At 72.8% G+C, this 25,887-nt stretch carries 24 protein-coding genes; 10 read left to right on the top strand and 14 right to left on the bottom strand.

From position 1 onward, the window contains the following. Positions 1-180 precede the first annotated feature (180 nt). A complete protein-coding gene (locus ABZ738_RS15155; protein WP_176094105.1) occupies positions 181-792 on the top strand; it encodes a histidine phosphatase family protein in 612 nt (203 codons plus the stop codon). On the opposite strand, the gene ABZ738_RS15160 is transcribed toward ABZ738_RS15155, so the two are convergent. The 3 genes from ABZ738_RS15160 to ABZ738_RS15170 form a co-directional block, all read right to left on the bottom strand. Then, positions 722-1,228 carry an AsnC family transcriptional regulator gene (locus ABZ738_RS15160; RefSeq protein WP_176094104.1) on the bottom strand — a complete coding sequence of 169 codons (507 nt, stop codon included), beginning with the start codon at positions 1,226-1,228 and terminating at the stop codon, positions 722-724. The genes ABZ738_RS15155 and ABZ738_RS15160 overlap by 71 nt on opposite strands. Before the next feature lie 64 nt (positions 1,229-1,292). Beyond that, a complete protein-coding gene (locus ABZ738_RS15165) occupies positions 1,293-2,435 on the bottom strand; it encodes an acyl-CoA dehydrogenase family protein (RefSeq protein WP_176094103.1) in 1,143 nt (380 codons plus the stop codon). 143 nt (positions 2,436-2,578) lie between these two features. Continuing rightward, on the bottom strand, positions 2,579-2,959 hold the full coding sequence (locus tag ABZ738_RS15170) for a VOC family protein (RefSeq protein ID WP_357213595.1): 381 nt from the start codon (positions 2,957-2,959) through the stop codon (positions 2,579-2,581). A gap of 94 nt (positions 2,960-3,053) precedes the next feature. Here ABZ738_RS15170 and ABZ738_RS15175 point away from each other — a divergent pair, with 94 nt between their 5' ends. Then, the gene (locus ABZ738_RS15175) at positions 3,054-3,962 is read left to right on the top strand and encodes a 5'-3' exonuclease (protein WP_357213878.1); all 909 of its coding nucleotides are present in this window, start codon (positions 3,054-3,056) and stop codon (positions 3,960-3,962) included. Between the two features lie 117 nt (positions 3,963-4,079). Next, positions 4,080-4,532 carry a cellulose binding domain-containing protein gene (locus ABZ738_RS15180; protein WP_176094101.1) on the top strand — a complete coding sequence of 151 codons (453 nt, stop codon included), beginning with the start codon at positions 4,080-4,082 and terminating at the stop codon, positions 4,530-4,532. A gap of 41 nt (positions 4,533-4,573) precedes the next feature. On the opposite strand, the gene ABZ738_RS15185 is transcribed toward ABZ738_RS15180, so the two are convergent. The 3 genes from ABZ738_RS15185 to ABZ738_RS15195 are packed head-to-tail and all read right to left on the bottom strand — an operon-like array spanning position 4,574 to position 7,691. Then, a complete protein-coding gene (locus ABZ738_RS15185; RefSeq protein ID WP_357213598.1) occupies positions 4,574-5,392 on the bottom strand; it encodes a sugar phosphate isomerase/epimerase family protein in 819 nt (272 codons plus the stop codon). Further along, positions 5,389-6,543, bottom strand: coding sequence for a dihydrodipicolinate synthase family protein (locus ABZ738_RS15190; RefSeq protein ID WP_357213601.1), 1,155 nt, complete (start codon positions 6,541-6,543; stop codon positions 5,389-5,391). Before ABZ738_RS15190 ends, ABZ738_RS15185 begins: the two co-directional genes overlap by 4 nt. Then, complete coding sequence (locus ABZ738_RS15195; RefSeq protein ID WP_176094099.1) at positions 6,540-7,691, bottom strand: Gfo/Idh/MocA family oxidoreductase; 1,152 nt, start codon at positions 7,689-7,691, stop codon at positions 6,540-6,542. The genes ABZ738_RS15190 and ABZ738_RS15195 overlap by 4 nt, the downstream gene beginning before the upstream one ends. A gap of 277 nt (positions 7,692-7,968) precedes the next feature. On the opposite strand from ABZ738_RS15195, the gene ABZ738_RS15200 reads away from it, so the two are divergent. From ABZ738_RS15200 to ABZ738_RS15210, 3 genes are read left to right on the top strand one after another with little or no spacing between them, the layout of a single operon-like run. Further along, positions 7,969-8,985 (top strand): LacI family DNA-binding transcriptional regulator, encoded by a 1,017-nt coding sequence (locus tag ABZ738_RS15200; RefSeq protein ID WP_357213604.1) that lies wholly within the window; start codon positions 7,969-7,971, stop codon positions 8,983-8,985. Between the two features lie 49 nt (positions 8,986-9,034). Then, the gene (locus tag ABZ738_RS15205) at positions 9,035-11,743 is read left to right on the top strand and encodes a hypothetical protein (RefSeq protein ID WP_357213607.1); all 2,709 of its coding nucleotides are present in this window, start codon (positions 9,035-9,037) and stop codon (positions 11,741-11,743) included. A gap of 37 nt (positions 11,744-11,780) precedes the next feature. Continuing rightward, positions 11,781-12,785: an aminoglycoside phosphotransferase family protein gene (locus tag ABZ738_RS15210; protein ID WP_357213610.1), complete on the top strand. Its 1,005-nt coding sequence runs from the start codon at positions 11,781-11,783 to the stop codon at positions 12,783-12,785. Here the strand turns inward: ABZ738_RS15210 and ABZ738_RS15215 are convergent. Further along, positions 12,782-13,510: a CPBP family intramembrane glutamic endopeptidase gene (locus tag ABZ738_RS15215; RefSeq protein ID WP_357213613.1), complete on the bottom strand. Its 729-nt coding sequence runs from the start codon at positions 13,508-13,510 to the stop codon at positions 12,782-12,784. The genes ABZ738_RS15210 and ABZ738_RS15215 overlap by 4 nt on opposite strands. A gap of 62 nt (positions 13,511-13,572) precedes the next feature. On the opposite strand from ABZ738_RS15215, the gene ABZ738_RS15220 reads away from it, so the two are divergent. Continuing rightward, positions 13,573-14,166 carry a TetR/AcrR family transcriptional regulator gene (locus tag ABZ738_RS15220; RefSeq protein WP_357213616.1) on the top strand — a complete coding sequence of 198 codons (594 nt, stop codon included), beginning with the start codon at positions 13,573-13,575 and terminating at the stop codon, positions 14,164-14,166. A 111-nt stretch (positions 14,167-14,277) separates the two neighbouring features. Here ABZ738_RS15220 and ABZ738_RS15225 read toward each other — a convergent pair whose 3' ends face one another. Genes ABZ738_RS15225 through ABZ738_RS15240 form a run of 4 tightly spaced genes read right to left on the bottom strand, consistent with a single transcriptional unit; the run spans position 14,278 to position 19,538 of the window. Continuing rightward, positions 14,278-16,101, bottom strand: a complete 1,824-nt coding sequence (locus ABZ738_RS15225) for an IucA/IucC family siderophore biosynthesis protein (RefSeq protein ID WP_357213619.1) — start codon at positions 16,099-16,101, stop codon at positions 14,278-14,280. Further along, positions 16,098-16,676 carry a GNAT family N-acetyltransferase gene (locus ABZ738_RS15230; RefSeq protein ID WP_176094092.1) on the bottom strand — a complete coding sequence of 193 codons (579 nt, stop codon included), beginning with the start codon at positions 16,674-16,676 and terminating at the stop codon, positions 16,098-16,100. The genes ABZ738_RS15225 and ABZ738_RS15230 overlap by 4 nt, the downstream gene beginning before the upstream one ends. Beyond that, positions 16,673-17,953, bottom strand: a complete 1,281-nt coding sequence (locus ABZ738_RS15235; protein WP_176094091.1) for a SidA/IucD/PvdA family monooxygenase — start codon at positions 17,951-17,953, stop codon at positions 16,673-16,675. Before ABZ738_RS15235 ends, ABZ738_RS15230 begins: the two co-directional genes overlap by 4 nt. 34 nt (positions 17,954-17,987) lie before the next feature. Then, positions 17,988-19,538 carry an aspartate aminotransferase family protein gene (locus ABZ738_RS15240; RefSeq protein ID WP_131052907.1) on the bottom strand — a complete coding sequence of 517 codons (1,551 nt, stop codon included), beginning with the start codon at positions 19,536-19,538 and terminating at the stop codon, positions 17,988-17,990. Between the two features lie 551 nt (positions 19,539-20,089). On the opposite strand from ABZ738_RS15240, the gene ABZ738_RS15245 reads away from it, so the two are divergent. The 3 genes from ABZ738_RS15245 (at position 20,090) to ABZ738_RS15255 (ending at position 23,579) form a co-directional block, all read left to right on the top strand. Next, complete coding sequence (locus ABZ738_RS15245; protein WP_176094089.1) at positions 20,090-22,165, top strand: penicillin acylase family protein; 2,076 nt, start codon at positions 20,090-20,092, stop codon at positions 22,163-22,165. After that, positions 22,158-22,745, top strand: a complete 588-nt coding sequence (locus ABZ738_RS15250) for a GNAT family N-acetyltransferase (RefSeq protein WP_131052905.1) — start codon at positions 22,158-22,160, stop codon at positions 22,743-22,745. The genes ABZ738_RS15245 and ABZ738_RS15250 overlap by 8 nt, the downstream gene beginning before the upstream one ends. Positions 22,746-22,808: 63 nt before the next feature. Then, positions 22,809-23,579: a methyltransferase domain-containing protein gene (locus tag ABZ738_RS15255; protein WP_357213624.1), complete on the top strand. Its 771-nt coding sequence runs from the start codon at positions 22,809-22,811 to the stop codon at positions 23,577-23,579. Here the strand turns inward: ABZ738_RS15255 and ABZ738_RS15260 are convergent. The 3 genes from ABZ738_RS15260 to ABZ738_RS15270 are packed head-to-tail and all read right to left on the bottom strand — an operon-like array spanning position 23,546 to position 25,856. Next, the gene (locus ABZ738_RS15260) at positions 23,546-24,253 is read right to left on the bottom strand and encodes a dihydrofolate reductase family protein (RefSeq protein ID WP_131052903.1); all 708 of its coding nucleotides are present in this window, start codon (positions 24,251-24,253) and stop codon (positions 23,546-23,548) included. The two genes, ABZ738_RS15255 and ABZ738_RS15260, sit on opposite strands and share 34 nt — an antisense overlap. Continuing rightward, positions 24,250-24,882 (bottom strand): GTP cyclohydrolase II, encoded by a 633-nt coding sequence (gene ribA, locus ABZ738_RS15265; RefSeq protein ID WP_131052902.1) that lies wholly within the window; start codon positions 24,880-24,882, stop codon positions 24,250-24,252. Before ribA ends, ABZ738_RS15260 begins: the two co-directional genes overlap by 4 nt. Before the next feature lie 11 nt (positions 24,883-24,893). After that, positions 24,894-25,856, bottom strand: a complete 963-nt coding sequence (locus ABZ738_RS15270; RefSeq protein WP_131052901.1) for a lysylphosphatidylglycerol synthase domain-containing protein — start codon at positions 25,854-25,856, stop codon at positions 24,894-24,896. Positions 25,857-25,887 lie beyond the last annotated feature (31 nt).

Genomic DNA, 25,887 nt, shown 5'->3' on the forward strand with positions numbered 1-25,887 from the left:
TCGTCGTGGAGCCGGGCAGCGTGATCAGGCCGCCCGGCGGGAACACCAGGACGGCGACACAGAGTGGAGCTAGAAGAAGCCGGTCAACCCTGCCGCCGTCAGCGGCCGGACCAGGGCTTCATCGAGAAGGCACAGGAGTACATGGCCACGATCCTATCCGACTCCTGGTTGACTGAGAACATGAGCGAGATCCTGCTCGTCCGACACGGCGAGACCACCTGGAGCGCCAGTCGCCGGCACACCTCGTACACGGATCTGGAGCTGACGCCCGACGGTGAGCGACAGGCCCGCGCGCTCGGTCCGGCGCTCGCCGGCCGGCGGTTCGCCGCGGTGCTGAGCAGCCCGCGCCGCCGGGCGCTGCTCACCGCGCAACTGGCCGGGCTGACCGTCACCAGCACCGACGAGGATCTGGCCGAGTGGCACTACGGCGACTACGAGGGCCGGACCACCGCCGAGATCCACGACGAACGGTCCAGTTGGAACGTGTGGACCGACGGGTGCCCCAACGGGGAGTCGCCCAGCGAGGTCGGCGAACGCCTCGACCGGCTGCTCGCCACGGTGCATCCGCTGCTCGACCGGGGTTCCGTCGCGGTGGTCGGGCACGCGCACTCGCTGCGCGTGCTGGGTGCCCGGTGGATCGGCCTGCCGCCGTCGGCCGGCGGGCTGCTCCGGCTGGACACCGCCACCATGAGCGTGCTCGGCCACGAGCACGGCCGGCGGGTCATCCTCCGGTGGAACCAGCCGCCTCCCCCGCCGACCGCGACCGTGAGCGACTCGACGGCTCGCCACTGATCTTCGGCGGGCGGCCTTCGTAGGGCGTGGAGAGCACCACCGTCGTCCGGGTGGTGACGTTCGCCGCGGTCCGGATCTCCTGGAGTACGCGTTCCAGGTCGACCGGACCGGCCACCCGCACCAGCAACAGGTAGAAGTCCTCCCCCGCCACCGAGTAGCACGAGTCGATCTCGGGCAGGTGCGCGAGGCGTACCGGGGCGTCGTCCGGCTGCGACGGGTCGAACGGCCGGATCGCCACGAACGCGGTCAACGGCAGGTCGAGCGCCTCGAACGAGACCCGCGCGGTGTAGCCCTTGACCACACCGCGCTGTTCCAGCCGGCGTACCCGCTGGTGCACGGCCGAGACGGACAGACCCACCTTCTCCGCGAGATCCGTGTACGACTGCCGGCCGTCCGTGGTCAGCGCGGCGACGATGGCCCGGTCGATCTCCTCCACGGCGTGCAACCTACCGGGAAAGGCCCGTCCGCGCGACGACGAACCCACCCGAGGGCAGGCGCGGTCACTCCTTGGCCAGGGCCCGGGAGATCACCAGACGCTGGATCTGGTTGGTGCCCTCCACGATCTGGAGCACCTTGGCCTCCCGCATGTAGCGCTCCACCGGGTGGTCGGCCACGTACCCGGCGCCGCCGAGCACCTGCACCGCGTCGGTGGTCACCCGCATCGCCACGTCGGTGGCGAAGAGTTTCGCCTTGGCCGCCTCGATCGAGTACGGCCGTCCGGCGTCGCGCAGCCGGGCGGCGGCGAGCGTCAACGCCCGGGCGGCGGAGATCTGCGTGGCCAGGTCGGCGAGGGTGAAGCCGAGGCCCTGGAAGTCGATGACGGCACGGCCGAACTGGCGACGTTCCCGGGCGTAGCCGACCGCGTAGTCCAGCGCCGCCTGGGCCAACCCCACCGCGCAGGCGGCGATGCCGAGGCGGCCGGAGTCCAGGGCGGACATGGCGATGGTGAAGCCGGCGCCCTCGCCGCCGATCAGCCGCTCCGCCGGCACCCGCGCGTCGTCGAAGACGAGCTGCGCCACCGGTGACGACCGCAGTCCCATGGTGCGCTCGGCGGCCTGCGGGTGGAGACCGGGAGTGGCCCGGTCGAGCAGCAGGCAGGAGATGCCCCGCGGACCGGGTACGCCGGTGCGGCAGAAGACGTTGTAGAAGTCGGCCACCTGGGCGTGGGTGATCCATGCCTTGGTGCCGGTGACCACGTACGCGTCGCCGTCGCGGACCGCCTTGGTGGTCAGCGCGGCGGCGTCCGAGCCACCCTGCGGTTCGGAGAGGCAGTACGCGCCGAGGAGTTCGCCGCCGATCATGTCGGGCAGCAGCTTGCGCTGGGCGTCGTCGCCGAACGTGGCGACCGGGTGGCAGGAGAGCGTGTGCACGCTGACCGCCTCGGCGACCGCCAACCAGCGGCTCGCCAGGATCTCCAGCACCTGGAGGTAGACCTCGTACGGCTGGGCGGCGCCGCCGTACTCCTCCGGATAGGGCAGGCCGAGCAGACCGGCCCGGCCCAGGGTGCGCAGCAGCTCGCGGGGGAACTCGGCGCGCTGCTCGAACTCGACGGCCTTCGGGGCCAGCTCGCGGTCGGCGAGTTCGGTGGCCAGCTCCAGCAGGTCGTGGGCCTCTTCGGTGGGCAGGATCCGGTCGACGGTCATAGCGTGGTGAGCTCCGTGGGATGGTGGTGAGCTGTCGTACGCCGTGGCAGCTTCTGGCTCCCACCCGCTCAGCTTAACGTTCGTTCGGGTGACGGGCACGGACGGTGCGGGTCGTGTCGACCACCGACCGACCGGCCTCGCGGTCAGTCCATCAGCCAGAGACAGAACGGGTGGCCGTGCGGGTCCAGGCAGACCCGCACGTCGTCCTGCGGCTGGAACTCGGCCAGCGTGGCACCACAGGCCAGCGCGTGCTCCAGGGCGGCGGCCAGGTCTTCGACCCCGATCTCCAGATGCATCATCATCTGCTGCCGGTCCGCCTCGGCCGGCCAGGTCGGCCGCACGTACGCCCGCTCGCGCTGGAAGGACAGGCCCACCCCGCCCTCGGGCCCGCGCAGGATGACGTCGTCGGCCTCCTCGACCTCCACCGTCCAACCGAGCAGTCGCGCGTAGAAGCGGGACAGCGCCGCCGGGTCGGGTGTGTCCAGGTTGACCGTGGTCAGCGCGAGTCGGGGCCTCGTGGTCATCGCGTCCTCCTGGATCGCGCCGTCGACGTGCCGTCGACCGCGAACGTCGGTGGGATGTGCCAGGCTGTCGGGCGTGGCACAGCAGACCCCGATCATGCTCGTCGACGCGCCCAGTCTCTACTTCCGGGCCTACTTCGGCATCCCCGAGTCGGCCGCGCGGACCGCCGACGGCCAGCCGGTCAACGCCGTACGCGGTTTCCTCGACATGCTCGCCCAACTGGTCCGCACCCGGCGGCCGGGCCGGATGGTGTGCGCGATGGACCACGACTGGCGGCCGGACTGGCGGGTCGCGCTGCTGCCGTCGTACAAGGCGCACCGGGTGGCCCCCGAGGGCGGCGAGGTCGTGCCGGACACCCTCAGCCCGCAGGTGCCGATGATCCTGGACGTGCTCGACGCCCTCGGCATCACCGTGGTCGGCGCGACCGGATACGAGGCCGACGACGTGCTGGGCACGCTCTCGGTCACCCAACCCGGCCCGGTCGAGGTGGTCTCCGGCGACCGTGACCTGTTCCAGCTCGTCGACGACGCCCGTGGGGTGCGGCTGCTCTACATCGGGCGGGGCGTGGCCAAGCTGGACGACTGCGACGACACCGCCGTCCGGGCCCGCTACGGGGTGGCCGCCGACCGGTACGCCGACTTCGCCGCGCTGCGGGGCGACCCCAGTGACGGGCTGCCGGGCGTGGCCGGCGTCGGCGAGAAGACCGCCGCCCGACTGATCGAGCGGTACGGCGACATCGCCGGCATCCTGGCCGCGCTGGACGATCCGGCCTCCGGTTTCGCGCCCGGCCTGCGCACCAAGCTCGACGCCGCCCGCGACTACCTGGCAGTGGCACCGAAGGTGGTGCGGGTCGCCCTGGACGTGCCGCTGCCGTCGCTGCCCACCGAGTTGCCGACCGCACCGGCCGACCCGGAACGCCTGGTCGAGCTGGCCGAGCGGTGGAACCTGGCCGGCTCCACCCGCCGCCTGGTCGACGCCCTCGCCAACCGCACCACGACGGGCTGACGGACAACCCGTTCCACGAGAACTCACATACGGGGTTTATCGCGCGCACCTATGGACGGGGCATCGCATCGACAGACGACAATTGATGTGTCGTCGACTCGATCGGGGGATCCCGCCATGGTCAGATTCCGCGCCCTGTGGCCGGCGCTGCTGGTCGCCGTCTGCGTGACCGTGCTGGCGCCGACGACGCTCGCCCGCGCCTCCACGGCGAACCCCTCATCGACCGCCGACCCGGCCACCGTCATCTGCCCGGTCTCCGTGGTCATGCACGGATCCGCCTACATGACCACCATCGTGGTGGTGAACACGGGCTCGGCGCCCCTCGTCGACTGGGCCGTCCGCTTCACCGCACCGCTCCCCGCATACGTCCATCCCTACGCGGAGAACGGCACCCTGACTCTCGTGGGCACCACCGGCACACTCACTCCGGCGTGGCCTCCGTACACCAACACCCTCGCGCCCGGCGCGGCTGCCATCATGCGCTTCAGCGGCGTCGCCTTCATCGCGACTCAGCGACCGACCGCCTTCGAGGTCGGCGGCACGCCCTGTCAGGTCGCCTACTACACCTGACAGGGCGACGAGCCCGGATCATCTGCGCGCGCGAGCTGCGATCAGGCCACCTCGCGCAGGTAGCCGTCGATCGAGGCGGCCAGCACCTCCGCACCGGGACGCGCCCACACCTGCGCGTTGAAGACCTCCACCTCGATCGGGCCGGTGTAGCCGGCCGCGTCGACCGCCTCGCGCATCCGGCGCAGCTCGATGCAGCCGTCGCCGGGCAGCGCCCGCCCCAGCAGCACGCCCTCGGGCAGCGGGGTGATCCAGTCGCAGACCTGGAACGAGGCGATCCACTCCCCCGCGCGGGCGATCTGGTCGTGGACGGTGTCGTCCCACCACACGTGGTAGGCGTCCACCACCACGCCGACCACGCCCGGGTCGAACCGTTCGGCGATGTCGAGGGCCTGGCCGAGGGTGGCGATGACGCAGCGGTCGGCGCTGAACATCGGGTGCAACGGCTCGATGGCGAGCGTCACCCCGGCGGAGTCGGCGTACGGGGCCAGTTCGGCGACGGCGTCGGCCACCCGGGCCCGGGCCCCGTCGATGTCCTTGCTGCCCGGGGGCAGTCCGCCGGAGACCAGCACCAGCACGGGCGCGCCGAGCGCGGCGGCCTCGTCGACGGCGCGCCGGTTCTCGTCCCACCAGTCGTCGGCGGTGAAGAACCCGCCCCGGCACAGCGTGGTGACCGCCAGCCCGGCGTCGCGGACCAGCTTGGCGGCACGGTCCACGCCGTACTCGGCGACCGGCTCGCGCCACAGGCCGATGCCGGGCACCCCGGCGTCGACGCACCCGGCCACGACGTCGGGCAGCGCCCAGTGCGTGGCGGTGGCCTGGTTGAACGAGAAGCGGGCCAGCTCCGGGCGACCGGCGCTCACTGGGCCACCCCCGCCACCTGGAAGAAGGCCCGGGCGCGGGCGGCGGCCTGCTCGGCGTCGGGCAGCAGGCCGGCGGCGTCGGCCAGGGTGAGCAGGGTGGCCAGGTGCGCCGGCGACCGGCCGGACTGGAGGCCGCCGACCATGGTGAAGTGGTCCTGGTGACCGGCCAACCAGGCGAGGAAGACGATGCCGGTCTTGTAATACCAGGTCGGGGCCGCGAACAGGTGCCGGGCCAGTGGCACGGTGGGCGCGAAGATCTCGTCGTACGCGGTCAGGTCGCCCCGGTCGAGGGCGGCGAACGCGGCCGAGGCGGCCGGGGCGATGGCCGCGAAGACCCCCAGCAGCGCGTCGGAGTATCCGTCCGCGTCGCCCCGGATCAGCTCCGGGTAGTGGAAGTCGTCGCCGGTGTAGAGGCGTACGCCGGCCGGCAGTCGGCGGCGCAACGCCACCTCGCGTCCGGCGTCGAGCAGCGACACCTTGATCCCGTCCACCCGGGCGGCGTGTGACTTGAGCAGCTCCACCACGGTGTCGGCGGCCAGGTCCAGGTCGGTCGAGCCCCAGTAGCCGCTCAACGCCGGGTCGAACATCGGGCCGAGCCAGTGCAGCACCACCGGCCGGTCGGCGGCGGACAGCAGGTCGTCGTACACCCGCAGGTAGTCCTCGGGGCCACGGGCGGCGGCGGCCAGGTGGCGGCTGCACATCAGCACCGGCACCGCACCGGCGGCCTGCACGTCGTCGATCTGCTCGCGGTAGGCGGCGGTGACCTCGGCGAGGGTGACCGGGCCGGCCGGGAGCTGGTCGGTGGCGGCACCGGCGACGATCCGGCCGTCGGCCGCCCGGGCCTCGGCCGCGCTGCGCCGGATCAGTTCGCGGGTGGCCGGGTAGTCCAGGCCCATGCCGCGCTGCGCGGTGTCCATCGCCTCGGCCACCCCCAGCCCGTACGACCAGAGGTGGCGACGGAAGGCGAGCGTGCTCTCCCAGTCGACGACGGCGGGCGTACCCGGGGTGTTGTCGGCCTGCGGGTCGGCCACGACGTGCGCGGCGGCATAGGCGATCCGGCTGCGCGGCGGGCCGTCGGGGCGGGGGTGCCCGGCGCCACCGGCCAGCCGCAGTCGCCCGCCACCGGGCAGGTTGACCTCGGTGGCGCTCACAGCGACAGCTCCGGGATCTCGACGCGGCGCCCCTCGCGGGCCGATACCAGACCCAGCTCGGCCAGTTGCACGCCGCGCGCCCCGGCCAGGAAGTCCCACGGGAACGGCTCGCCGACGGCGACGTGCCGCAGGAACGCCTCCCACTGCACCTTGAAGCCGTTGTCGAACTCCTCGTTGTCCGGCACTTCGGTCCACTGCGACCGGAAGTCCTCGGTGGCCGGCAGGTCCGGGTTCCACACCGGCTTCGGGGTGACCGCGCGGTGCTGCACCCGGCAGCGACGCAGTCCGGCCACCGCGCTGCCCTGCGTGCCGTCGACCTGGAACTCGACCAGTTCGTCCCGGTGCACCCGGACGCACCAGGAGGAGTTGAGCTGGGCGATCACGCCGCCGGCCAGCTCGAACACGGCGTACGCGGCGTCGTCGGCGGTGGCCGCGTACGGGCGACCCCGCTCGTCGACGCGCTGCGGGATGTGCGTGGCGACGGTGGCCGAGACGCTGCGGACCTCGCCGAAGAGTTCCGCCAGCACGTAGTGCCAGTGCGGGAACATGTCGACCACGATGCCGCCGCCGTCGGAGGCCCGGTAGTTCCACGAGGGACGCTGGGCGGGCTGCCAGTCGCCCTCGAAGACCCAGTAGCCGAAGTCGCCGCGCACCGACAGCACCTGACCGAAGAAGCCGCCGTCGAGCAGCCGCTTGAGTTTGCGCAGCCCGGGCAGGAAGAGTTTGTCCTGCACCACGCCGGTGCGGATGCCGGCGGCGTTCGCGGCACGGGCCAGGTCCAGTGCGGCGGCGGTGTCCTCGGCCAGCGGCTTCTCGGTGTAGATGTGCTTGCCGGCCTCGATGGCCTGCCGGATCGCCTTCTCCCGCTGCTGGGTGACCTGCGCGTCGAAGTAGATCTCGACGTCGTCGCGGGCCAGCGCAGCGCTCAGGTCGGTGGTCCAGTCGGTCAGGCCGTGCCGGTCGGCGATCTCCCGCAGCTTGGCCTCACTGCGGCCGACCAGCACGAGGTGCGGCCAGAGGGTGGTGCCGTCGGGCAGCCGTACGCCGCCGGCGTCGCGGATGGCCAGCAGGGAGCGCACCAGATGCTGCCGGTATCCCATCCGGCCGGTGACGCCGTTCACGATGATGCCGATCGACCTGCGGGTCATGGGGGTCCTTCCGTCGTACACGCTCAGGTAAGCGCTTTCCCCGCGTAGCCTAGGCCGGACGGTCACGCCTGGGCAAGCGCTCTCCCGGCAGCGATATTTCCGGCACCCACCACCCACCGACCGGTGCCGGCCACCGTCTCGACACCGTGCGAAGCGCGCTGAGCTGGGCCGCGACCAGCGGTGTGAGCTGCCGGAACCGGCCCCCGAGCGGGAGACCCCGACTGCGGTACGGTGACGCTGGCCGCAGGCGCGCGGCGTGAGCGCAAGGGGGCGGTACGTGGCGACTCTGTCCGATGTGGCCCGGCGGGCCGGCGTCTCCCCCGCCACCGCCTCTCGGGTGATCAACGGCAGCAGCAAGCCGGTCACCGTCGAGTTGCGGGAGCGGGTGCTCCAGGCCGTCGCCGAGTTGCAGTACGTGCCCAACGCCCACGCCCAACTGCTCGCCCGCTCGCACCGGGGCGCGGTCGGCGTGATCGTGCACGACGTCTCCGACCCGTACTTCTCCGAGATCACCCGGGGCCTGCAACGGGTCGCCACCGACCAGGGTCGGCTGCTGATGATCTGCAACAGTTACCGCGACCCGGAACGCGAGTTGGAGTATGTCGAGCTGCTGCGCGGGCACCAGGTGGCCGCCATCATCCTGGCCGGCTCCGGCTACCACGACACGGAGTTCACCCGCCTGCTCAACGGCAAGCTGACCGCGTACGAGGCGACCGGCGGGCGGGTCGCGGTGATCGGCCGGCACGAACACTCCGGCGACGCGGTGATGCCCGACAACCGCAGCGGCGCCCGGCTGCTCGGGCAGGAGCTGTGCCGGCTGGGCCACGACCGGATCGGGGTGGTGGCCGGCCCCCAGGTGTTGACCACCACCACCGACCGGTTGACCGGGCTGCGCGAGGAACTCACCGCCCACGGCCGCGAACTGCCGGAACACCGCATCCGGTACGCCGAGTTCGACCGCGACAGCGGTGCCGCCGCCACCGCCGCCCTGCTCGACGCGGAACCGGAGCTGACCGCCATCGCGGCGCTCAACGACTCGATGGCGATCGGCGCGCTGGCGCTGCTGCGCTCGCGCGGGCTGGCGGTGCCCGACCGGGTCAGCGTCGTCGGCTTCGACGACATGCCGATGGCCCGGGACGTCACCCCGACGCTGACCACGATCCGGCTGCCGCTGGTGGAGATGGGCGCGCGGGCGATGGCGCTGGCCCTGGACCCGGGTGCGGACCGCCCCCGGGTGGAGTCGCTCGCCGCCGAGCTGGTCCGCCGGGACAGTTCCGCCCCGCCAACCGGCTGACCGCCGGGCCGCCGCGATCGGGTTGCGCGGCTGAGATAGACGTAGTGCCATGCGTAGATTACTGATCTCCGCCGCGCTCGCCGTGGCGATGGTGGCCGGTGCCACCGGGCCGGCGGTGGCGGCCCCTCCGGACAGCCCCGCGCCCCGGCCCGCCGCCACCGGCTGGTCCATGGCCGGCGGCGAGCTGACCTGGCGTTCGAGCACCCGGGTGCCGGTCGGTGGTGCCGCGGTCGAGTTCTGGTCCGGTGACCGGCGGCTCGGCCAGGCCCGCCCGCACCCGGACGGACGCACGTTCAGCCTGCCGCTGACCGGGCCGGTCGAACCCGACCAGCTCAGCGTGCGGGCCGGCGGCCGACGGCTCGACGGGGCGGCTCCACCGGCCGCCCGTCGGTCGGGGCCGGTCCCCGCCGCACCCGCTCCGCAGCCCGCCGCCGCCGTCGATCCCGGCGTCCCCGGACCCCACGCACCGATCACCGGCGAGTACGACCTGCCCGCCGTCACGCTGCCGGACTTCCCGGAGAAGGTGGAGATGCGCGCCGTCGTGGTCGCGCCGCAGCGGGCCGCCGGTGCCCGACCGCTCGCGGTGTTCCTGCACGGCCGCCACACGAACTGCTACCAGAGCGGTTCCGACGATCTGTTCCTCCAGTGGCCCTGCCCGGACGGCACCGATCCGATCCCCAGCCACCGGGGCTACCTCCAGGCGCAGCGGCTGCTCGCCTCGCAGGGTTACCTGACGGTCTCCATCTCGGCCAACGGGATCAACGGCCAGGACTGGGCCCTCGAGGACGGCGGCGCCCAGGCCCGCTCCTCGCTGGTCCGGCTGCACCTGGCGAAGTGGGCCGACTGGGCCGGTGCCGGCCGCGCCGCCGCGCCGGACATCGTGCGCGCGGCACCCCGCGCCGACCTGTCCCGGGTGCTCCTGGTGGGTCACTCCCGGGGCGGCGAGGGCGTCAACCGCGCCGCGATGGACTCGCTCACCCCGCCGCCGGCCGCCGTCGACGGCTACTCGGGCCGGGTCCGCTGGACCGTACGCGGTCTGCTGCTGATCGGTCCGACCATCTTCGGCCACAACCCGGTGCCGGACGTCCCGTCGGTAACGATCCTGCCCGGCTGCGACGGTGACGTCCTCGACCAGCAGGGCCAGATCTTCGTGGACGGCACGCGCGGGGTCAGCTCCGGCCGCGCGTTGCACAGTGCGCTCTACGTCATCGGCGCCAACCACAACTTCTTCAACACCGAATGGACGCCCGGACAGGCGGTGGCCCCGTCGTGGGACGACTTCTTCACCGACGACGGCGGCCCGGATGCCGTCTGTGATCCCGGCACCCCGACCCGGCTCACCGCCGCGCAGCAGCAGACCGTCGGCGCCACCTACATCGCCGCCGCCGCACGGCTCTTCGTCGCGGGCGACGACCGGGTCCGACCACTGCTCGACGGCAGCGGTCGACGCGCCCCCTCGGCCGACCCGGCCCGGGTGCGCAGTCACGCGCTCGGCGGCAACCGCACGCCGGTCCTGACGCCGGATGCGTCGACCAGGCTCTCCGGCGGGGCTCGCCTCTGCGAACAGGTCACCTTCGACCCGCAGCGGTCCTGCCTCGACCCGGACGACCGCAACGCGCAGTTCGCGCACTTCGTGCCGTTCTACTGGAACGTGCCCGACGCCGACCGATACGCGGCCGAGCTGACCTGGTCCCGCGCCGGCACCCCGATCCGGCTGGCGCCACCCCGGCCGGTATCCGCCGCCGGTGCCCGGGAGCTGGCACTCCGCGTCATCGTCCCGCCCAACACCACCGACAACCGGTGGGACGTCACCGTCGTCGGCACCGACGGACGGCGCACCCGGCTCGGCGAGGTCCGGGTCGACGGCCTGCCCGGGACCGGGTACACGACCTCGTACTGGGCACAGGAGGTGCGGGTGCCGCTGAAGGGCGCCCCCACCCGGCTCGCCGCAATCGAGATCACCCCGCGCAGCGCGACCGGCCGCGCCTGGCTGCTCGACGCGTGGGGATGGGCGCCGGGTACGCCCGACCCACGCCCGGCCCCCCTGCCCCGCCTCGACGTCGGCACCCTCCAGGTGTCCGAGGGCGACTCCGGCACCCGGACGCACGAGATCCCGGTGTCGTTGACCGGACGCGGCAGCGGCGCGGTACGGCTGTACCTGCTCGACCCGGTGACCCTCGAGACGCGCACCTGGACGGCCACCGTGCGGCCCGGTCAGCGCCGCATCCCGGTGCCGGTCGAGGTGGTCGGGGACACGCTGTGGAACTACACCGAGCAGTACACCTTGTCCGTCAAGACGGACCGGGGCGTGGTGGTCGGCGACTACGTCGGTGGACTCGACGTCCGCAACGACGACCCGGTGCCGGTGCTCACCGTCGAGTCCCGTGAGGTGCGCGTCGCCGAGGGCGAACTGTTGAGCTGGCGCCTGTCCGCGTCGGCGCCGACCGAGCAGGGGCTGTTCCTGTCCACCTGGCCACAGGCGCCCAGCGCCGGGCCGGAGTTGTCCACCCTGGACGTGGACCCGGAGTGGTTCACCAACTACGCGAACGAGTCGGTGCAGCCGGAACGGCCGTTGTCGCAGACCTGGCTGATCCCGTACGTGGTGATTCCGGCCGAGACCGGCGTCGGTGAGGTCATCGTGCCGACGATCGCCGACTCGGTTACCGAGCCGGACGAGTGGATCGAGCTGGCCTTCACCGGGCGCGAGAACGGGCCGATCGTGGACGTGGTGCTGACCGGAGTGGTGACCGGCGGCTGACCGGTGACCGGCGGCACCGGACGCATACCCTGGTCCGGTGCCGCCGCTCAGCCCCACCCAACAGGTCCTCACCGCCGACGACGTGGCCGACTACGTCCGGGCCTCGTTCGGCCCCGACCGCAAGGTCCGCGACTGTGCGCCGCTGACCGGCGGCGGCTTCGCCACCGTGTGGTGGGTCCACCTCGACGACGACCGCGAGGTCGTGCTCAAGGTGGGCCCGCCGCCCCGCGCCCGGCTGCTGCGGTACGAGACCGGGCTGCTCGCCGCCGAGGCCCGCTACTTCCGGCTGGTCGCCGACGGCGCACCGACGGTGCCGGTGCCGGCCGTGCTGCACCACGGCGTGCACCCGCGCCTCGGCGAGTGGCTGGTCACCAGCCGACTGCCCGGCCGCGCCCTGCCCGACCTGGACGTCGACGACGCACCGGCCCGCGCCGACCTGGGCGCGGCGACGGCGGCCGTGCACCGGATCACCGGCGACCGGTTCGGTTACGACGCGGGCCGCAGCGGCGGGACGACCTGGCGGGCGGCGTTCACGGCGATCATCGATGACCTGCTCGCCGACGCCGCCGACTGGGACATCGCACTGCCCGCCCCGCCGCAGCGGTTCCGCGCGCTGGTGGCCCGGCACGGTGACCTGCTCGACCAGGTACGCCGCCCGGCGCTGCTGCACTTCGACTGCTGGGACGGCAACGTGCTGGCCGCGCCGGACGCCACCGGCGCGTACCGGATGTGCGGGCTGGTCGACGGCGAACGGTTCCTCTACGGCGACCCGCTGCTGGACCTGGTCTCGCCGCTGCTGTTCCGGCGGGCCGAGGACGAGCCGACCCATCCGTTCCTGCGCGGGTACGCCGAGGCCACCGGCACGCCGCTCGTCTTCGACGACGGGGTGCGCCGCCGGTTGGCGCTGTACCGGATGCACCTGCACCTGCTGATGACCGTGGAGATGCCGAGTCGGGGCATCACGCCCGACAACGACCCGGGGCGGCACACGCTGCTGGCCGACCTGGTGGCGCGCGACCTCGCCGACCTGTCCGACGACTAACCTGCGGTGGCCTCGACGGCGAAGGCCAGCACGACCAGGGTGCCGTTGCTGACCGCGTGGGCCAGGATCGGCACCCAGAGGTTGCGGTACCGGTGCAGCAGCCAGGCGAAGATGAGCCCGGCGACGAGCGCACTGATGGTGTTGAAGAACCGGGGCAGGTGCGCCACGGCGAAGAAGGCCGAGGAGAGGACGATGGCGGCGACGGCAGGCATCCGGGCCGCCAGTCCGCGGAAGAAGACGCCCCGGTAGAGGACCTCCTCGTAGACGGGTGAGGCGACGGCACCGAAGGCGAACGCGAAGGTGAACTGCGCCAGGAGGCTCCCGGCGGGGTAGCCGCCCTCTCCACCGCCGCCCTCGGTGAGCGCGGTGGGCAGCACCAGCAGCAGGCCGAGGGTCAGCGCGGCCTTGGCCAGGCCCCATCCGGCGGCGGCGCCGACCTGGGCCCGGTCGGGGCGCTCCAGCAGCAGCGGTCGGCGGATCGCGCCGAAGCGGTGCCAGGTGACCAGCAGGCCGACGGCCAACTGGGTGCCGTTGATCAGGACCCAGGCGATGCTCGTGGCCGCCATCTCGGACATGCCCAGCCGGGCCGGTCCCTGTGCCAGGAAGTCCGCCACGGCCGAGTTGGCCAGGCCGATGCCGACGAGGAACACCAGGGCCATGTCGAGGTAGGTGAATCGAGGGGCGTGGGTGATCGGGGTGGTCCGGCCCGGTGCGGAACTGCTCATGAGAGCTAGATTAGGTCGCTGACCTATATCGGTCAAATGACCGATCATCTATGATCGCTGGCGTGCCGAAGGTTGTGGATCATGAGGAGCGGCGGCGGCATCTCGGTGCCGCCGCCTGCACAGTGCTCGCCCGCTCGGGCTCGGTCGGGATGACCGTCCGGGCGGTCGCCACCGAGGCCGGCATGGCGCTGGCGACCGCTCAGCACTACCTGCCGACCAGGGAACGCATGGTGCAGGCGGCCATCGCGCACCTCGCCGAACGGGTGACGCGCCGGGCGCAGACGATCCCGGCGGACGCCATCACCGTGGACGTCCTCCGGCAGGCGGCGTGCGAAATCGTCCCGCTGGACGACGAGCGGACCTTCGAGGCCCGGGTCTGGCTCGTCCTGACCGCCGAGGCGCTGGTCGACGCGCAGATAGCGGAGATCCTCGCCGAGAGCGAGGCGGCCCTGCGGGCCAACCTCGAACGGTTGCTCACCCGGGGTCGGGCCGACGGCGACCTCGGGGCGCACGTCGAACCGCGCGCCGAGGCCGCCGCGCTGACCACCCTGACCGACGGCATCACGGTCCGGATCCTGACCACCGGCCTGAGTCCCGCCGACGCCCGCACGGAGATCGACACGCACCTCGCCCGACTCGCGCCGGCAGCCGGTTGACGGCGGCACCCGGTCCCGCCGTGCCCACGCTCGACGGCGGGACGCCCGGCCTCGCCACCACACCGCGAACGCCACCCGCCCGGCCGCCGTCAGGCAGGGCGGGTCGGCGGCTCACCGCGCGGGCGCGAAGGGGGCCAGCGGGTTGGTCAGGGCGCCGACGAGTTGCAGGGCGGCCGACGGGTCGGAGAGGTCGACCATCTGCTGGTTGTCGCGCAGTTGCAGCCGGTTGAGGCAGGAGAGCGCGAACTCCGGGGCGAACAGGTCGTAGCGGGCCAGCCGGTCGGCCAGGTGCGGCACCTGGTCGGCGTACGCGGTGGCGCAGTCGGCGACCGCCCGCCAGAACGTCTCCTCGTCCATCACGCCCTGCGCGACCAGGGTGGCGCTGAGGAAGCGGAAGAAGCAGTCGAAGACGTCGGTGAAGATGGAGAGCAGCTTCATGTCCTCCGGGATGTCGGCCCGGATGCGCTCCACGGCCGCCGGCAGCTCCGCCTCGGCGCTCATCACCACGATCTCCTCGGCGATGTCCTTGAAGATCACCCGCTCGACCGCGCCGTCCCGCAGCACCATGATGACGTTCTCGCCGTGCGGCATGAAGGCCAGGTCGTAGGCGTAGAAGGCGTGCAGCAGCGGGGTCAGGTAGGCATTCAGGTAGCGGCGCAGCCACTCGGTCGGCGCCAGTTTCGAGGCGGCGACGAGTTCGGCGGCGAACGAGCGCCCGTCGGCGTCCACGTGCAGCAACGACGCCATGGTGGCCAGCCGTTCGCCGGGGGCGAGGCCGGGCACCGGGCTCTCCCGCCAGAGTGCGGCCAGCATCTTGCGGTACGGCGAGTAGCGGTCGGTCGCCGCCTCGTACTGCCGGTGCCGGTAACCGACGGCGGCCCGCTCCCGCAGGATGGTCAGGCCGGTGGCGCCGAAGACCGCGTCGCCGGCGACCAGCTCCGCGAGCCAGTCGTTGATCGCCGGGGTGGCCTCCATGTACGCGGCCGACAGTCCCCGCATGAAGCCCATGTTCAGCACCGACAGGGCGGTCTTGACGTAGTGCTGCTGCGGCGCGCTGACGTTGAAGAAGGTCCGGATGGACTGCTGGGCCAGGTATTCGTCCGGCCCCTCGCCGAGGTGCACCAGACGGCGGCGGGCCACCTCACCGGCGAACGTCACCGACATCTTGTTCCACCACTGCCACGGGTGCACCGGCATGAGCAGGTAGTCGTCCAGGTCCAGACCGAGGTCACGCATCGTGTCGGCGAACCGGGACAGGGTCGCCTCGCCCAGTTCCGCCCGCAGGAAGCTCGCGTATTCCAGGTCGGCGGCGCTGGTGAAGGTGGCGTGGTCGCGGTGCGCGGCCACCCAGACGAGCCGGACCGGATGGGCGGCCTCCGGGGCGTAGCGGTGGTACTCGTCGACGCCGAAGCCGAGGCGGCCGTTGTTGGCCACGAAGCACGGGTGGCCTTCCGTCATCGACGTCTCGATCACCTGGAAGTCGGCCTCGACCAGCTCGGCGGCGCTGGGCAGCGCGCGGTCCAGCTTGTACGCGGCACCGGCCAGCGTGGAGGTGATCTCCTCCAGGTAGACGGGCAGGATCCGGTCGGCGAGCCCGAGCGCGTCGCGCAGCTCCAGGCAGAGGTCGACGGCGTCCAGCGGCAGCGACTCGTCCCCCCGGTGCCGGGTGATGCTCTCCGGGTCGATGTCCCAGTGCTCCAGCGCCAGCACCCGCGCGGCGAAGCGGTACCGCACCGCGCCGGAGTCGCCGCTCACCGCGTACCACCGGCGGCCGTGCGCGTCGGCGGGCCCGGCGGCCGGGTCGACCGGCTCGGGGGTCAGCAGCCGCTCGTGGGTGAACTCGGCGAGGGCCTTGCGCACCAGCAGCCGGTTGACCCGCTCCCAGGTCTGCGGACGCAGGTGTGCGACCGGTGCGGACGAGGCGGGGGTGGTCACGATGATGCTCCTTCGCTACGGGTCGCGGCGACGAACCGTTCCCGGGTGCAGATGCTCAACAGCGCCGTCTTCTCCGGCTTGTCGATCGGGCCGGTCACCTCGAACCCGACCGCCGCGTTGAGCGCGTGCACGGCGGTGTTGCGCACGTCCGGCTCGACCACGACCCGACGGGTGGCGGGGTCGGTGAAGAGCCAGGCCATCACGGTGGTGATCACGGCGGTGGTGAAGCCGTGCACGGGGGTGTCGGTGGGCGCGCAGAGGAAGTGCATGCCGACGTCGCCGGGCTGCGCGTCGTAGAGGCCGACCAGCTCCACCCGGGCCGGGTCGTAGCGTTCGGCGAGGAACGCCGGCTCGCCGCGCCACAGGCCGAGGAAGGCGTCGTGGTGCGGGTGGGCGGCGATCGCGCCGTACTCGGCCGCGACCCGGTCCAGGTCGGCGTCCTGCATCATCCAGAACGCCGCCTTGGGGTGGGTGACCCAGCGGTGCAGCAGCGGCGCGTCGGTGGCCACGTCGAGCGTACGCAGGGCGAACTCGCCCAGCCCCGGATCGTGGCGGGTGAACACGAGCTCGGTCACGCGGGCACCCCGAACTCCTGGAACGTGATCGACTTCTCGATCGGGTACGCCTCCCGGCCGAGCATCTCGCGGATGATCCAGGCGTTGCGGTACGGGCCCATCCCGAGGTCGGGCGAGGTGATGCTGTGCGTGTGCGTACCACCGTTCTGGAGGAAGACGCCGCGCCCGGTGCTGTCGATGCTGTAGTTGCGGGCGACGTCGAGCCGGCCGTGCCCGTCGAAACGCAGCCGGTCGCGGATCGGGTCCAGGTACGCCGGCACCCGGTAGTGGTAGCCGGTGGCCAGCACCAGCCCCTCGGTCTCCATCGTGAAGTCGCGTTCCTGCTCGACGTGGCGCAGCGCGAGCGTGTGCACCCCGGCGGCCTCGTCGTAGGTGACCTCGGTCAGCTCGGTGTTGGTCAGCAGGCGGGTGTCCACCGGGCCGTGCACGCTGGTGGCGTAGAGCAGGTCGAAGATGCCGTCGACCAGGTCGGCGGAGATCCCCTTGAACAGGCCCTTCTGCTCGGACTCCAACCGGTAGCGGGTCGCCTCGGGCAGCGCGTGGAAGTAGTCCACGTAGTCCGGTGAGGTCATCTCCAGGGTGAGCTTGGTGTACTCCAGCGGGAAGAACCGGGGTGAGCGGGTCACCCAGTTCAGCCGGTAGCCGTACGTGTGGATGTCGCCGAGCAGGTCGTGGTAGATCTCGGCGGCGCTCTGGCCACTGCCGACCACGGTGATGCTCCGTTTGGCCCGCAACGCGTCCCGGTTCTCCAGGTAGCGCGAGTTGTGCACCGCGTCGGAGGTCAGTCCGGCGCACGCGGGCGGCAGGTGCGGCGGGGTGCCGGTGCCGAGCACCACGTGCCGGGCCCGGTGCGTCACGGTCTCGCCGGCCACGGTGGCGGTCACCACGTACCGGTCGTCGGCCGGGTCGTACTCGACGGCGGTCACCTGGTGGCCGAAGCGCAGGTTGGACAGCTTCCCGGCGGCCCACCGGCAGTACGCGTCGTACTCCACCCGCAGCGGATAGAAGTTCTCCCGGATATAGAAGGGGTAGAGCCGGCCGATCTCCTTGAGATAGCTGAGGAAGGAGTACGGCGAGGTGGGGTCGGCCAGGGTCACCAGGTCGGCCATGAACGGGGTCTGTAGGCGGGAGGACTCCAGCAGCATCCCGGGGTGCCAGGACACGTCGTCGCGGGCCTCCAGGAACAGCCCGTCGATCTCGGCGATCGGCGCGGTAAGGCAGGCCAGGCCGAGGTTGTACGGGCCGAGACCGATCCCGATGAAGTCGTAGCTGGACATCCGGCCCTCCAGGCTCGGGTTCTCCGGCGGCATGTCAGCCGACCGGGCAGGTCAGGTCAACGGCGGGCGTGCCGGCGTGGGCGTGCACGTACCGGCCGGCGTGCTCGGCGATCAGGTCCAGCACGTACCCGACATCCTCGCGTGTGGTGTGCGGATTGAGAACGGTGAACTTGAGGTACTGCCGACCGTCCACCTTGGTCCCGGCGACGACGGCCAGGCCGGAGGCGGCGAGCGCCTCCCGGGCCCGCAGGTTGGCCGCGTCGGCCAGGTCCCGCCCCCGGCCCGTGGGCAACCAGCGGAACACCACCGTGCTCAGCGGCGAACGGGTCAGCACCTCGAAGCGGGGATCGGCGGCGACCAGATCGAAGGCGTCGTCGGCCCGGTCGCAGACCTCGTCGAAGAGTTCGCCGACCGCGTCCGGGCCCATCACCCGCAGGGTCAGCCAGAGCTTGAGGGCGTCGAAGCGCCGGGTCGTCTGCATGCTCTTGTCGACCTGGTTGGGGATACGTTGGGCGACCATCCGGGCCGGGTTGAGGTAGTCGGCGTGCCAGGTGACGTGCCGCAACGTCCGCCCGTCACGGACCAGCACCGCGCTGGAGCTGACCGGCTGGAAGAAGGACTTGTGGTAGTCGACGGTCACCGAGTCGGCCCGCTCGATGCCGTCGAGCAGGTGCCGGCGGGTGGGCGAGACCAGCAGCCCGCAGCCGTACGCGGCGTCGACGTGCAGCCACACCCCGGCGGTGGCGCACACCTCGGCGATCCCGTCGAGCGGGTCGATGGTGCCGAAGTCGGTGGTGCCGGCGGTGGCGACGACCGCCATCACCGGCAGGCCGTCACGGCGGCAGCGGGCGATCTCGTGGCGGACCGCGCCGGACCGCATCCGACGGTCCGGGCCGGTCTCCACCAGCACGATCGCGTCCGGGGCGAGGCCGAGCAGCTTGGCCGCCTTCTGGACGCTGAAGTGGCCGGCCGCCGAGGCGATGATCCGCAGCCGGGGCAGCAGGATGCGCCGGTCGGCGGGGGTGGCCCCGGCCAGGGCCTCCTCCCGGGCCAGCAGCAGGGCGTGCAGGTTGGACTGGGTGCCGCCGCTGGTGAACACCCCGTCGGCGGTCGGGCCGAACCCGATCCGGCCGGCCGTCCAGTCGACCAGCCGTCGTTCGATGAGGGTGCCGCCGGCGCTCTGGTCCCAGGTGTCCATCGAGGAGTTGACCGCGCTGAGCACCGCCTCGCCGAGCAGTGCCGGGAGCACCACCGGGCAGTTCAGGTGGGCCAGGTAGCGGGGGTGGTGGAAGTAGACCGCGTCGCGCAGGTAGACCTCCTCCAACTCGTCCAGGGCGGCCGTGGCGTCACCCAGCGGGCGGTCCAGGTCGACGGCGTCGACCAGCGGCGCCAACTCGTCCGGGCGTACGCCGGTGCAGGGTCCGGTCGCCTCGGCCACCCGCCGGGCCACCCGCTCGGTGCCGGCCGCCACGACGCGCCGGTACTCCTCGACTGTGCCGGCGTGGAACAGGTGGGCCCGGGCTGTTGTGGGCCCGTTCGGCGGCCGGGTCGGCGTTGCCTCGGCGGTGTGCACCGGCAGGGTCATGGACGTCCTCCACGCTCGGCGGATCAGGTGTCGGGCAGCCGGAACCCGCCGCTCGTACGTCGAGCGGCGGAGTGCTGCGGTCTCGGCGGGTGGTGGCAGGGGCGGCCGGCGGGATGAGGCGCGGGTCACCCGGAGGCGTCAGGCGAGCAGTCGCGCACCCGGGGGCGGGGTGGCGGTCGGCACGAGGCCGCTAATGGCAGGTGCGAAGCGAGGTCGACCGATGTGACCGTCACGCGGAGGACCGAAAGTGATCGGCGAGTCGTCTCCGTCACGGCCGGCGGCCACGCCGACTGCGTCAGCAGTGCCGGCGGCGAGTGAGCCCCTGTACGGGGAACGGCGGACGGAGACGGGATGAGGCATCGCGTCGTCTTTCGATCAGGGTCGAGAGGACCTTGGACAACCGCGGTTAGGTTAACCTAACCTAACCGACTGTCAAGTCCCGCTCGGCGTTTCGCACCACACAGGAGCTCACACTGTCCGTCATCGAGCCACCACCCGTTTCCCCCACCGCCGGTCCCCGCCACTCCCCTGCGCACCGGTACGGTTACGCCGTGGACGAGCGGCGGACGACCGGACCCTCCGCGCACAGTGGACGCCGCTACCGGGACCGCTACGGCATCCCGCACCTGCGCGCCGACGACCCCGGCTCGCTGGCGTACGCACAGGGTCGGGTCACCGCCCTGGACCGGGCCTGGCAGATCGAGGTGGAACGACACCGCTCCCAGGGCAGCAGCGCCGCCTTCCTCGGCCCGGACGCGCTCGCCTGGGACCGGTTCGCGCGGCAGGTCCGGCTCGCCGACACCGCGCGACGCTGCCACGCGGCGCTCGACCCGGCGACCGCCGAGTGGGTCGGCCGGTACGTCGACGGCGTCAACAGCGGCCTCGCCGAGGGCGCGGCGCGGACCCCCGAGTTCGCCGCCACCGGCCTGTCCCCCGGCACCTGGCAGCCATGGACACCGCTGGCCGTCTGGCTCGGTCACCACGTGCTCTTCGCCGGGCTGCCCACCAAGCTCTGGCGCGAACACGTGGCGCGCAAGCTCGGTGCGTCGGCGGCCCGCCTGTTCGCCGTCGACGGGCAGGTGACCTCCGGCAGCAACGGCTGGCTGGTCACCGGGGACCGCACCGCCACCGGCGCGCCCCTGATCGCCGGGGACCCGCACCGGTTCATCGAGGCGCCCGGCATCTATCAGCAGATCCGCCTGGCCTGCCCGGAGTACGACGTGCTCGGGTTCGCCGTGCCCGGCGTGCCGGGCCTGCCGCATTTCGGGCACGCCGGTGCGGTGGCCTGGGCCATCACCAACGCGATGTCCGACTACCAGGACCTCTACGCCGAGCGGCTGCGCCGGGTCGGTGACGCGGTCGAGGCGTACGGGCCGGACGGGTGGCGGCCGGCGTACCGGCAGGTCGAGACAATCGAGGTGGCGGGCGCCGACCCGGTCGAGGTCGAGGTGATCGAGACCGAGCGGGGGCCGGTGGTCTCCGGCGGCCCCGACGACGATCCCGAGCTGACCGTCAGCCTGCGTCACCCGCCCCGGGTCACCGCCGACCTCGGCTTCGCCGTGCTGCCCGCGCTGCTGCGCGCCCGCACCGTCGGCGACCTGGACGCCGCCCTGGACGGCTGGGTCGAGCCGGTCAACGTGGTGCTCGCCGCCGACACCGACGGTGGCCTGCTGCACCGGGTCGCCGGGCGGGTGCCGCGACGGCACCCGGACAACGGCCTGCGGGTGGTGCCCGGCTGGTCGGCGGAGCACACCTGGCAGGGCTGGCACGACACCCCGCAGTCCCCGGTCGACGGGGTCGCGGTGATGGCCAACGAGCGCGGCATCTCCACCGCCCTCGGCGTCGAGTTCGCCCCGCCGTACCGCGCCGACCGGATCCGTACGCTGCTCACCGCCCGCACCGGTTGGCGCGCGGAGCAGATGGCCGCCGTCCACACCGACACCCACCTGGCCGGCGCCGCACCGCTGCTCGCGGTCCTCGCCGACCTGGACGGCCTCAGCGCCGACGCCGACGCGCTGCGGACCCGCCTGCTGGCGTGGGACCGGCGGATGGCCGCCGACAGCGTCGACGCGGCGGCCTTCGCCGACCTGCGCTCGGCGGTGGCCCGACGGCTCGCCGTCCACCCGGCGCTGGCCGGGCTGGCCGAGCCGCCCGCCCACCCGGAGGTCTTCCACCCCTGGCTGGCCCTGGTGCCCCGGGTCGGGTACGCGGTGGTGCCGCTGCTCCACGCCGACCTGCCCGGCGTGGACCGGGACGCGCTGGTGCGGGCCGCGGCCGAGGAGGTCGCCGCCACCGGCGACACCCGTCGGTGGGGTGAGCGGCACCGGCTGCTGGCGTGGCAGGCCCTGCCCGACCCGGCCGCGCCGCCCGGGCCGGAGCTGCACGGCGACAGCGACTGCGTGCTGGCCACCTCCAGCGTCCCCGGCGTCACCGACCTGTGCCTGCGCGGGCCGGCCGCCCGGTACGTGTGGGACCTGGCCCGCCGCGAGGACAGCCGCTGGGTGGTGCCGCTCGGCGCCACCGGCACCGGAGCACACCGCGACGACCAGCTCCCCCACTGGCTGCGCGGCGACCTGGTCGAGGTGACCTGCGACTGGGACCGCCTCACCGAGGAGCACGATGACTGACCCGCACCACCACCGGCGGCACGTCCCCGGTTTCGGCACCGTCACCTTCCGGCCGGTCGACCCGGAGGCCGACGCGGACGTCATCCACGGCTGGGTCAGCCAGGACCGGGCCCGCTTCTGGGGGATGGGCGACGCCGACCGGGACCGGGTCGTGGAGGTCTACCGGTACGTCGACTCGCTGCCCAGCCACCACGCGTACCTCACCCTGCGCGACGGGCAGCCGGTGGCGCTGTTCCAGGGCTACCAGCCCGAACACGACCCGGTCGGCGAGTGTTACCCGGTACGCCCCGGCGACTACGGCGGCCACCTGCTGATCGGCACCCCGGTACGCCCCGAGCCCGGGTTCACCGGCACGCTGCTCGCCGAGTTCGTCGCGTTCGTCTTCACCGACCCCACCCGACGGCGGCTGATCATGGAGCCGGACGCTCGCAACGACAAGGCGATCGCCCGACTCCGGCGGGCCGGTTTCGTCGAGGGCCCGTTGATCGACCTGCCGCACAAACAGGCCCGCCTGATGTTCCTCGACCGACCCAGGGTCGCGCTCGATCCAGGATCGAGTGGCATCCCAGCGCCGCAGTGACCACCCGATCCCTGATCGAGCGTGATCTCGGAGGCGGGTTCCGCGATCGAGAGGAGTGCCGTGGTGGACGTCTTCGGATCGGTGGCCGACCTGTACGACACCGTCCGGCCGGGCTATCCGCCCGAGATCGCCGGGGAGATCGTCGCCTACCACGGCGGCACGCCCGCGTCCGTGGCCGAGATAGGTGCCGGCACCGGCAAGGCAACGACCGCGCTCGCCCGCATCGGCGCACCCCTGACCTGCATCGAGCCCGATCCCCGGATGGCGGCGCTGCTGGCCGCGCGTCACCCCGGTGTTCGCCTCCACGTCAGCACCTTCGACCAGTGGTCGCCACCCGCCGGTGGGGTCGACGTGCTGGCCTGCGCCATGGCCTGGCACTGGCTGGATCCGGCCACCCGCAACGCACGCGCACGGCGGGCACTCGCGCCCGGCGGCACACTGGCTGTCCTCGGGCACCGCTACGACTACACCGACCCCGGCCAACGAGCGGCGATCCGATCGGCACTGCACGCCCTGGACCCCACCGTGCGGGAGCGGCCCACGGACTGGTTCCACCAGGACATCGTCGACCATGGACAGTTCGTCGACGTCCGCCAGGAGGTCTTCCGACGCGAGCTGCCCCTCGACCGGCAACGCTATCTCGACCTGGTGCGCACCTTCGGGCCGTACCTCTCCCGGTCGCCGGAGCAGCAACGGGCTGGTCTGACCGTCCTCGGCCGACTGGTCGACGACTTCGGTGGCACTGTCCTCCTCGACCTGCGCACCACGCTGGTGCTGGGCCGGGCGGGACGGCGCACCGGTCACGCCGGCCGGCAGCGCTCCGACAGGGCGTAGCGGGTCAGCACCACGTCCCCGATCTGACGCGCCTCCATCACCTGGGCCCGCCGGCCCGGATGCCAGGGGAACCGGCCCTCACCGACGAACCGGGGTGCCCGCCGGTCCCCGACGAAGAACGGCGCGACCACCAGGTGCAGTTCGTCGGCGAGCCCGGCGGCGAGGAACTGGCCGTGCACCACCGCGCCGCCCTCCACCAGGAGCCGCCGTATCCCCCGGTCGGCGAGGTCGGCCAGGGCCCGCGACAGGTCGACCGGGTCACCGGCGTCGACGACGGTGGCCAGGTCACCGAGGCGGTGCCGGGTCTTCTCCAGCGCGCCACTGGCGCTGTAGACGATCCGGTCGGTGTCGCCGACGGTGAAGAACCGGGCGGTCGGGTCCAGGTCGCCGCAGCCGGTCAGGGTCACCCGGGTCGGGGACTCCGGCAGGCCCCGGGCCACCCGCTCGGCCCGGCGCCGGTCGCAGCGGACCAGCAACCGGGGATCGTCCCGGCGGACCGTACCGGCGCCGACCAGGATCGCGTCGCAGTCGGCACGGACCGCGTCGACACGGTCGAGGTCCGCGTCGTTGGAGAGCAGCAGTCGCTCCTCGGTGGCGTCGTCGATGTAGCCGTCGATCGAGGTCGCGCAGCTGAGCAGCACGTACGGGCGCTGCGCCGTCGCCGGGCCGGTCACCGGACGAAGGGAAGATCGACGGTACGGGCGGCGCGGCTGGCCTTGGCCGCGAGGTAGTCGGCGTTGGCCGGGGAGAGGAAGACACCGGTGGGCACCTGCTCGGTGACGGTGACCCCGAGGCGCCCCAACTGCTCGGTCTTCTCCGGGTTGTTGCTGAGCACCGCGATCGGCCCGACACCGAGCGCGACGAGCATCTGCGCGGCCACGGTGTAGTCGCGCTCGTCCTCCTCGTGCCCCAGCGCCACGTTGGCCTCGAAGGTGTCCAGCCCGGCGTCCTGCAACGCGTACGCGTCGAGCTTGGCGTACAGACCGATGCCCCGGCCCTCCTGCCGCAGGTAGAGCAGGTACCCGCCGACCTCGGCGATCCGCTGCACCGCCTCCCGCAACTGGGGGCCGCAGTCGCAGCGCTGACTGCCGAAGACGTCACCGGTCAGGCATTCGCTGTGCGGGCGGACCAACGGCACGGCCCCGCCCTGCTCGGCGTCGCCGAGGGCGAAGGCGAGATGTTCCCGGCCGTCGACCAGGCCGTCGAAGGTGAACAACCGGGCGGTGGTGGCGTAGCCGTCGGGGAACCGCAGCGGCACGGTGACCTGCGTCCGGATGGAGGCGAGAGGCAGTGAGTCGGACATGGGTCTCCTCGTCATACGGTGGCGGGTACACGGACACGTCGAGCCAGCAGCACGGCCGCTCCGGGCAGGCTCGCGACGAGCACGAGAGCCCCGTACACGGTCGCCGCGGCCACCCCCTCGGCGGCGGTCAGGCCGGCGGCGGCGAACGCCCACGCGGCCACCCCCTCGCGCGGACCGAAACCGGCGACGTTCGCCGGCACGGCCATCGCGAGCAGGGCAAGCAGGGTCAGCGGCAGCAGCAGGGTCAGCGGCGCGGTGGAGCCCGCCGTCCGCGCCGCCACCAGGAACGTCGCCAGGTGCCCGCCGATCGCGAGCGCGGAGGCGAGCAGCACACCCAGCCAGGTGCGTCGGCCCAGCAGGCCGTGGCGCACGTCGGAGACGGCCGTACCGATCGCGCGGGTGACCCGGGTGGCGCCCGACTGCGGCAGCATCCGGGCCGTCAGCACCACGCCGGCCAGCACCGCGACCGCGACGGCGGTCGCCACCGGCAGGTACGGCCGCACCGGCGAGGGGAACACGAACAGCAGCACCACCGCGACCGCGACCAGCACCACCTGACCTGCGACGCGCTCCCAGACCACCGCCCGGATGCCGCGTCCCACGTCACCGACGTCACGGCCGTGGCGTACCGCCCGGTGCACGTCGCCGAGGATCCCGCCGGGCAGCGTGGCGTTCAGGAAGATCGCCCGGTAGCAGTGCGCGACCGCCTCCCGCAGCGGCAGCCCGACGCCGAGACCACCGGCGACCAGGCTCCACCGCCAGGCGACACAGACCGTGGTGAACAGGCCGATGGCGAGCGCGGCACCCAACGCGGGTGCGTCGATCAGCCGCAGTCCGGCCAGGAACGGTCCCGTTCCCAGCCACAGCAGCAGCCCGACGAGCACGGCGAGTCCCAGCGCCAGTCGTGCCCAAGCCCAGAACGACCGACCCGCCGGGGCGGCCGTGGAGACGGCGCCACCAGCTACATCCCCCACGCGTGCCTCCCCGGCATGGCGATCTTCCCTG

The organism is Micromonospora sp. NPDC047793 (assembly GCF_040642635.1).
GTDB lineage: Bacteria > Actinomycetota > Actinomycetes > Mycobacteriales > Micromonosporaceae > Micromonospora.

Bases quoted from the DNA above. Each gene is read 5' to 3' on its own strand.
- ABZ738_RS15205 (WP_357213607.1), top strand. From the start codon at position 9,035: ATGCGTAGATTACTGATCTCCGCCGCGCTCGCCGTGGCGATGGTGGCC.
- ABZ738_RS15240 (WP_131052907.1), bottom strand. From the start codon at position 19,538: ATGACCCTGCCGGTGCACACCGCCGAGGCAACGCCGACCCGGCCGCCG.
- ABZ738_RS15215 (WP_357213613.1), bottom strand. From the start codon at position 13,510: ATGAGCAGTTCCGCACCGGGCCGGACCACCCCGATCACCCACGCCCCT.
- ABZ738_RS15195 (WP_176094099.1), bottom strand. From the start codon at position 7,691: ATGACCCGCAGGTCGATCGGCATCATCGTGAACGGCGTCACCGGCCGG.
- ABZ738_RS15155 (WP_176094105.1), top strand. From the start codon at position 181: ATGAGCGAGATCCTGCTCGTCCGACACGGCGAGACCACCTGGAGCGCC.
- ABZ738_RS15165 (WP_176094103.1), bottom strand. From the start codon at position 2,435: ATGACCGTCGACCGGATCCTGCCCACCGAAGAGGCCCACGACCTGCTG.
- ABZ738_RS15180 (WP_176094101.1), top strand. From the start codon at position 4,080: ATGGTCAGATTCCGCGCCCTGTGGCCGGCGCTGCTGGTCGCCGTCTGC.
- ABZ738_RS15170 (WP_357213595.1), bottom strand. From the start codon at position 2,959: ATGACCACGAGGCCCCGACTCGCGCTGACCACGGTCAACCTGGACACA.
- ABZ738_RS15175 (WP_357213878.1), top strand. From the start codon at position 3,054: ATGCTCGTCGACGCGCCCAGTCTCTACTTCCGGGCCTACTTCGGCATC.
- ribA (WP_131052902.1), bottom strand. From the start codon at position 24,882: ATGTCCGACTCACTGCCTCTCGCCTCCATCCGGACGCAGGTCACCGTG.
- ABZ738_RS15250 (WP_131052905.1), top strand. From the start codon at position 22,158: ATGACTGACCCGCACCACCACCGGCGGCACGTCCCCGGTTTCGGCACC.
- ABZ738_RS15235 (WP_176094091.1), bottom strand. From the start codon at position 17,953: ATGTCCAGCTACGACTTCATCGGGATCGGTCTCGGCCCGTACAACCTC.